Source organism: Actinokineospora sp. PR83 (assembly GCF_021056305.1).
GTDB classification, from domain to species: Bacteria; Actinomycetota; Actinomycetes; order Mycobacteriales; family Pseudonocardiaceae; genus Actinokineospora; species Actinokineospora spheciospongiae.
The window spans coordinates 44,086-50,870 of record NZ_JAJCXD010000068.1 but is presented as its reverse complement, the minus strand read 5'-3'; the positions used below and the strand labels follow the sequence as shown (position 1 = coordinate 50,870).

Genomic DNA, 6,785 nt, shown 5'->3' with positions numbered 1-6,785 from the left:
CACCCACGCCAGGTCCGCCGCCCGGCCCTGCCCGCGCACCACCCGCGCGGTGGCCCACGCCCCCACCAGCGGGTCGTCGAGGACCCGGTCCACCGCCGCCGGGGCCGCCGCGCGCACCGCGCCCAGGGTGCGGAACGCGGCGGTGGCGTCGGGGTCGCCGGTGACCGACAGCCGCAGCAGGCCCAGGGTGCGGGAGCGGCGGGCCGCGACCAGGGCGCGCACCGCGGCCTCACCGCCGCCCCCGGCGGCGAGGGCGTCGAGGGTCGCCTGCGACAGGGTGTGGCGGGGTGGCACGCGGGTCACCGCAGGTGTTCCAGGTCCGCGGTCAGGCGGGTGCCCGCGTGGGTGATCAGCCGGGTCAGGTCCGGGCAGTACACCGACGGGTTGTCCAACCCGGACCCGGTGCGGTGGCGGTGGGCGGGTTGCCCGCCGCCGCAGACCCGCAGCAGCGGGCACGCCGCGCACGTCGGGCACACCGGTGGGGCGGGGGCCAGGGCGGCGTCGAAGGGGTCGCGGTGCACGGTGAGGCCGGTCGCGGCGGCGGTGGGGACGGTGGCGGCGAGGATGTCGGAGCGGCCGATGCCGCCGTCGGTGTCGACGACCACCTGCGGGGACGGGTCGGTGCCCAGTCCCTCCACGGTGGACTCCCCGCCCAGGAGCAGGTCGAGCAGGGCGTCGAACAGGCGCACCGAGGTGGGGCCGGGGGCGGCGGTGTACCAGTGGTCGAAGATCGTGACCAGCCAGTCGCCGTAGGGGGTGCGGGTGGGGTCGGGGGACCGGCCCGGGGGCGGGGTGTCCCAGGTGCCGTGCGGCAGCAGGTAGTCGAGCACCGGTGGGGCGAAGGAGGTCAGGGCGGTGTGGGTGGCCAAAGGGGCGCGGGTGGGGTCGACCACGCACAGCAGCCCGCCGAAGATGTGCCGGTAGGGGCCGGTCAACGCCGCCAGGCGTTCGGTGACCGCGGCGTGGGTGCCGTGCCCGGAGCGGGTGCGGCGGTGGTGGTCGTGCCCGGCGGCGGTGCCGTCGAGGCTGACGCCCACCCTCACCCCGAACTCGGCGAACAGGTCCAGGAAGGCGGTGTCGAGCAGCAGTCCGTTGGTCTGCACCGCGAACCCCACCCGGGCGGGCACCCGGTCGCGGGCGCGGGTCAGCACCCGGCGCAGGGCCGCCACCCCCGCCAGCAGGGGTTCCCCGCCGTGCAGCACCACCTGCACCGCGTCGAGGCCGTGGGCGGCGGCGTGCTCGGCGACGCGGTCCACCGCGGCGTCGGCGGTGCCCGGGGCCATCGCCCGGGGTCGGTCGCGCCAGGACCCGTCGCCCATCTCGTAGACGTAGCAGTAGTCGCAGGCCAGGTTGCACCGACCGTGGACCTTCAGCACGAACTGGCGCACCGGCCGCGGCCCGGTCATCCCACCCTCCTCCCGGGGGCCACCCGTCCGGGTGGCATGAGCGATCATCATTCCCGGCCTGCGAGGTGACCGGCGGGTTCTCGTCACCGCAGTACCCGATCGGCTCATCCCCGTGTCGGGGGGCCGTGCGCGATACCATGGGTGGCAGGCACACCACGGGGTGTGACGATCCGGGGGAGGGGGTGTGCCGTGGACGCTCGACGCGCCGACACCACCGCAGACCGCGACACCGACACCACCGAGGCCGCGGGCGGGGCGGGCACCGGCGGTGTCACCGGGGGAGGGGACGGCCAGGGAGGCGAGGATGCCACCACGACCACTGTGGACCGGGACGCCGCGGCGGGGCTGCCCGACCTCACCGGGCTCGACTTCGCCGACCTGGAGGCCGTGCCCGAGTCGGTGCTGCGCGCCGCGCTGCGCCGGGTCCTGGCCGACGACGGTGGGCCGAGCAGGTTCGCCGCGTTCCAGAACTCCCTCTAGGGTGTTGCGACGATCGGGTGATCTTGGTCGCCGGGGGGCATCGGGAACCCCCGGGCGGGAGTCTCCTCAAGACGGGACACGTCGGCGCGGGTGGGGTGTGGGAATCGGATGAGCGGACGTCGGGAGGCGGTCGGGCAGGCCGCGGTCACCGTGTTCGCCGCGGCCGCGGTCCGGCCGGGGCGCGCCGACGCGGTGGCCAACCTCGCCGTGCTGCTGGCCGCCGCCGGGCGCCGGGTCCTGGTCCTGGACTGGTCCACCGAGAGCCCCCCGGTGCGGGAGTTCCTCGACCCGTTCCACACCGACACCACCGAGGTGCCCGCTCCGCTGTGGGCGGGGCTGCTGGCCATGGTGCCCGCCCACGCCCGCCCGGCCGGGGCCGGGCCGCTGGAGCGGTTCACCGTGCCCGGGCTGCCCGGGCCGGTGGACCTGATCTGCACCGGCACCCCCGGTGGGCTGCCCGACTTCGTCACCGCCACCGCCGGGCCCGCCGCCTCCGGGGACCTGCGCGGGCTGCTGACCGAGTCCGACTACGACGACGTGCTGGTGCTGCTGCCCGCCGGGCGCGACCCCGACCGGCTCGCCGCCGCCGCGGCCCTGGGCGACCTGGCCGTGGTGGTCTTCGCCGGGGGGCCGCGGGCGGTGGCCGCGGCGGTGGAGGTGGCCACCGGGCTGCGGCGGGCGGCGACCGTGCGCGTCGACGTGGTCGCCCTCGCCGCCCCGTTCCCCGCCGGGGACGACCCCGAGCAGGCCGCGCAGGCGCGCACCGACATCCACCGGGCCTTCGCCCCCATCACCGCAGAGCAGGCCGACGCCCCACCGGTCGACGGGCACCTGGAGCTGCCCGCCTGGCGCCACGACGACCCGTTCGCGCTGCTGGCGGTCCTGGTGGAGTCCCCCGACACCGCCCCCGCGGTCCTGGCCGGGCACGCCGCGCTCGCCGAGGTCGTCACCGGGCACGGGCTGCCCACCGCCGACGGGATCCCCGCCGCCACCCGCGCCACCTACCGGCGGGCCTTCGGGTTGCCCACCGACGGTGAACCCGACCGGGTCCTCGTCGCCGCCGCCCCCGCCCACCGGCCCTGGTCGGACTGGGTGCGCGACCAGCTCGCCCGCGCCGGGGCCCGCACCCGCGACCTCGCCGACCCCGGCGACTGGCTCGACGAGGACGCGGAGGTGGCGCCGTCGGTGCTTCTCATCACCGCCGACGACACCGACCCACCCGGCCTCGACGGCATCGCCGGGCGGGGGCTGCGCACCCACCGGTTCACCCCCGCCCCGGCTCCCGAGGGGCCCGTGGGCCCCGCCGGGCGGCGCACCGCCACCGAGCACGCCGACCGGGCCCGCTCGGCCATGCTGCGCGCCCTGGGCCTGGTCGAGCGGCGCACCGACTTCGCCGGGCCCGCGCCCCGGCTGCCCGGGCTGGCGCCGGCCCGCTTCGGCGCCCCCGGCCTCAACCCGCGGCTGACCCCCCGCGACACCGACATCAACGCCCTGCGCGACCGGTTCACCCGGGCCGGGGAGCGGCGCACCATCGTCACCGTCACCGGGGCCGCCGGGGCGGGCAAGAGCCAACTGGCCCTCGCCTACGCCCACCGCTTCGCCTACGACTACGACCTGGTGTGGTGGGTGCCCACCCACGACCGGCAGCGGGCGTTCGTCGCCCTCGCCGGGCTCGCCGCCGGGATGGGGCGCGCGGGCGGGTACCAGGCCAGGGCGGCGCTGCGGGCGCTGGCCACCGACCCCGCCTGCAGGCGGTTCCTGCTGGTGTTCGACGACGTGCCCGCCGACGACGACCTGGAGGACCTGCTGCCCGAGGGCGGCACCGGGCACATCCTCATCACCACCCGCTCCGCCCTCGACAGCACTGTCGAACTCACCGGCATGGTCGCGGCGGACGCGGTGGCCCTGCTCACCGGTGCCGTGCCCGGGTTGACCGCCGAGCACGCCGCCGCGGTGGCCGACGCCCTCGACCACCGCCCCTACGCCCTGGAACTGGCCGGGTGCTGGCTGCGGGAGACCGTGGAGTCGCTGTGCTCGGCCGGGGCCGCCGTCGCCGCGGCGGCCGACCACGCCGCGGCCGACCTCGTCGCCGAACTGACCCGCCCCGCCGACACCCACACCCCGCACCGGGCCCACGACCCCGCCGGGTGCCGGATGACCGAGCACACCCTGGCCACCCTCGCCGAGACCACCCTGGGGCGGGTGACGCTGCTGCTGGTGCGCATGGGGGCGTTCCTGTCCGCCCAGGGTGTGGCGCTGGGGTTGATGCGGTCGCGGCCGCTGGTGGCCGCGGTGGCCGACCTCGCCGACGACGACGCCCTGCGCCTGGACGCCACCCGCGTCGACCGGGCGCTGTGGCTGGGGGAGCGCTACGGGTTGCTGGAGGTCGACTGGGGCAACCGGGCCAGGGTGCACCTGGGCAACACCCTGCAGGGCATCGTCGCCGACCTCATGGGCCACGACGAGCGCGAGGCCACCCGGGCCACCCTGCTGCGGTGCCTGGCCCGCTACGCCCCCGCCGAGACCGCCGACGAGGCCGGGTCCGCCGACCGCTTCGCCGAACTGCAGCGCCACGTGCTGCCGTCGGGGGCGTTGGGCAGCGACGACCCGCAGGTGCGGCGGTGGCTGGTCAACCAGGTCCGCTACCTGTACCTGCACCGCGGCGAGTACGGCATCCTCGACGCCGCCCTCGACATCGGCGCCGGGGTCCTCGACGACTGGGCCGCCCGCTTCGGCGTCGACGACCCGCTGCGGCTGCGGCTGGCCGGGCAGTTGGCCAACCTCGCCCGCGACCTCGGCTACCGCCGCCGCGCCCTCGACCTCGACCGCGACACCCTCGCCCGGCAGCGGGCCCGGCCCGACTCCGCCGGGGACCTGTCCGCCCTGGCCACCGCCCGCGGCCTCGGCGGGGACCTGCGCGGCCTGGGGCGCTTCGCCGACGCCCTCGTCGAGGACCAGGTCACCTGGGAGGGCTACGTCCGCGAACTCGGCGAGGACCACCCCCAGACGCGGCGGGCGGCGAACAACCTCGCGGTGTCGCGGCACCTGTCCGGTGACACCGAGGGCGCCCTGCGCGTGGAGGAGGACAACCACCGCCGCAGGCTTCGCCTGTTCGGCGAGGACGACCCCGACACGTGGTGGTCGGCGACCAACATCGGCGTCTACCGGCGCGAGCTGCGCCACCCGCGGGCGGTGGAGGGGTTGCAGATCGCCTGGCAGAAGCTGCGCGACCTGCTCGGCGCCGACGCCCGCGCCACCGTGTGCGCGGAGTGGCAGTTCAGCGCCGCCCTGCGCGGCACCGACGCCGGGCGGGCCCGCAACCACGCCCGCAACGCCCGCACCGTGCTGCGCGCCCTGCTCGGCGACACCCACCCCGACACCCTGGCCGCCACGCTGAGCTTCGCCCACGCCCAGCGCCGCTTCGGCCAGGACCACGCGATGGCCCTGGAACTGGCCCTCGACGCGCACGCCGGGTTCACCGCCGAGGTCGACCTGCCGCCCGGGCACCCGTTCCTGGCGCTGTGCGAACTGGGCCTGGGGCAGGCCGAGGCGCACGCCGGGTCCCACGAGCGCGCCGAGGAACGCCACCGCAACGCCCTGGCCCTGCTCACCGACCGGCTCGAACGGGTGCACCCGTGGACCCTGGCCGCCGCGGTCGACCTGGGGGCGCTGCTGGCCGAGACCGGGCGCCTCGACGAGGCCGTGGGCATCACCACCGCCGCCCGCGACGACGCCGTGGACTACCTGGGGCCCGGGCACCCGTGCGCGGCCGACGCGGGCGCCAACCTCGACCTCGCCGCCCGAGGGGTCACCACCGGCTGGAGGCTGATCGATGTCGACGTCCCCCAGACCTGACGCGCACGAGACCGTGCCCGCCCACCTGCCCGCCGACGTCGCCGCCCTCGTCGGGCACTACCGCGACATCCTGGCCGCCACCACCGCCCTGGACTGGCTGGGGCACTTCCGGGCGGGCACCCTCGCCTACGGCATCGACCGGCTCGGTGAACCCGAACCCGCCCCCGACCACCTGCCCGGCACCACCCGCCGCGACGCCGTCGAACGCCTCGGCCGCCAGGTCACCTCCACCGTGCGCGCCCTCGACCGCGCCCTGCAGCAGGCGGGCACCGGCAGGTTGATCCGCACCGTGCTCAGCACCGACCACAACGCCCTGTTCTGCGACACCGTGCGCCCCGGCGACGACGTCATCGGCGTCATGCCCGTCACCGACGGGCCCGACGCCGTCGACGCCGGGGACCGCGCCGTGGCCGCCCTGGCCACCCGGCTGCGCGCCCTCGACGGGCTGCCCGCCCCCAACTACGGCTCCTTCGACACCACCGCGGTCACCGACCGCGCCGAGAGCCCCACCCGGCCCCTGCCCCGCCCGGGCACCGACACCGCCGCGATCACCGACCGGTTGCGCGCCGACATCGGCCCCGACACCCTGCACCTGCTCACCTACTGGTCCGACGGGCAACCGGCGGTCACCGTCGACTGCCTCGACACCGTCACCGACCCCGCCCGCGGCGCCCGCCTGCGCGCCCTCTACGCCACCCTCGGCGCCGACCTGGGGCCGCGGGCCAACGAACTCAACCGGGCCGCCGGGGGCGCCCTGCACGGGCGGCTGCTGCGGCTGGTCCTCGACGTGGAGAGCGGCGCGATCTACTACCGGCGCCTGCCCGCCCGCCGCTACCTCGTCGGGGTCACCCTGCGCCAAGCCCACGTGGCCGCCGCCGACGACCGCATCTCCGCCCTCGCCCAGGACCTCACCCACCCCGACGGTTGAACCCGGCCGGACGCCGTCCCCCACACCCGGGCAGAAGTTGAAGGTGAGAGCACTTCGGCATAAGATCGACCCGGAGTGTGCGGGACTCGGCCGTTGCGGTGAACGGGGACACCATG

The 6,785-nt window shown here is 77.0% G+C and carries 4 protein-coding genes and 1 pseudogene; 3 read left to right on the top strand and 2 right to left on the bottom strand.

All coding sequences use genetic code 11. The features are described from left to right. Both L6E12_RS23090 and L6E12_RS23085 read right to left on the bottom strand, forming a co-directional pair. Positions 1-294, bottom strand: a pseudogene (locus L6E12_RS23090) (hypothetical protein); the annotation flags it as partial. A 5-nt stretch (positions 295-299) separates the two neighbouring features. Then, positions 300-1,406 (bottom strand): FxsB family cyclophane-forming radical SAM/SPASM peptide maturase, encoded by a 1,107-nt coding sequence (locus tag L6E12_RS23085; RefSeq protein WP_236230020.1) that lies wholly within the window; start codon positions 1,404-1,406, stop codon positions 300-302. 189 nt (positions 1,407-1,595) lie between these two features. Here L6E12_RS23085 and fxsA point away from each other — a divergent pair, with 189 nt between their 5' ends. From fxsA to L6E12_RS23065, 3 genes are all read left to right on the top strand, one after another. Further along, the gene (fxsA, locus tag L6E12_RS35505; RefSeq protein WP_236230019.1) at positions 1,596-1,886 is read left to right on the top strand and encodes an FxSxx-COOH cyclophane-containing RiPP peptide; all 291 of its coding nucleotides are present in this window, start codon (positions 1,596-1,598) and stop codon (positions 1,884-1,886) included. 108 nt (positions 1,887-1,994) lie between these two features. Continuing rightward, the gene (gene fxsT, locus L6E12_RS23070) at positions 1,995-5,741 is read left to right on the top strand and encodes an FxSxx-COOH system tetratricopeptide repeat protein (RefSeq protein ID WP_304523907.1); all 3,747 of its coding nucleotides are present in this window, start codon (positions 1,995-1,997) and stop codon (positions 5,739-5,741) included. Continuing rightward, the gene (locus L6E12_RS23065) at positions 5,719-6,669 is read left to right on the top strand and encodes a hypothetical protein (protein ID WP_236230018.1); all 951 of its coding nucleotides are present in this window, start codon (positions 5,719-5,721) and stop codon (positions 6,667-6,669) included. Before fxsT ends, L6E12_RS23065 begins: the two co-directional genes overlap by 23 nt. Positions 6,670-6,785 lie beyond the last annotated feature (116 nt).